We start from the raw sequence: 520 nt of genomic DNA, 5'->3' as shown, positions 1-520 counted from the left end.
AGTGGTAATGCACTCGGCAAACGGCTCAGTAACACGTGGGTAATCTACCATCAGGACAGGGATAACCCCGGAAAACTGGGGATAATGCCTGATAGGTGGAGAAGTCTGGAACGGGTCTCCGCTCAAATGCTCCGGCGCCTGAGGATGGGCCTGCGACCGATTAGGTTGTTGGCGGTGTAATGGACCACCAAGCCTGAGATCGGTACGGGTGTTGAGAGACAGTGCCCGGAGATGGGGACTGAGACACGGCCCCAGGCCCTACGGGGCGCAGCAGGCGCGAAAACTCCGCAATACACGAAAGTGTGACGGGGGAACCCCAAGTGCGCTCACGCAAGTGAGTGCTTTTGTGAAGTGTAAATAGCTTCACGAATAAAAGCTGGGTAAGACCGGTGCCAGCCGCCGCGGTAACACCGGCGGCTCGAGTGGTGACCGCTATTATTGGGTCTAAAGGGTTCGTAGCCGGCTTAGTAAGTTCTTTGGGAAATCTGGCGGCTTAACCGTCAGGCTGCCGAAGGATACT

At 56.5% G+C, this 520-nt stretch carries 1 rRNA gene; it reads left to right on the top strand.

Annotated features, from left to right (window positions below):
* A 16S ribosomal RNA gene (locus LN415_10010) occupies positions 1-520 on the top strand; the annotation flags it as partial.

Source organism: Candidatus Thermoplasmatota archaeon, from assembly GCA_022848865.1.
Taxonomy (GTDB): Archaea; Thermoplasmatota; Thermoplasmata; order RBG-16-68-12; family JAGMCJ01; genus JAGMCJ01.
The sequence above is the reverse complement of the archived record's forward strand: the minus strand, read 5'-3'. Positions and strand labels throughout refer to the sequence as shown.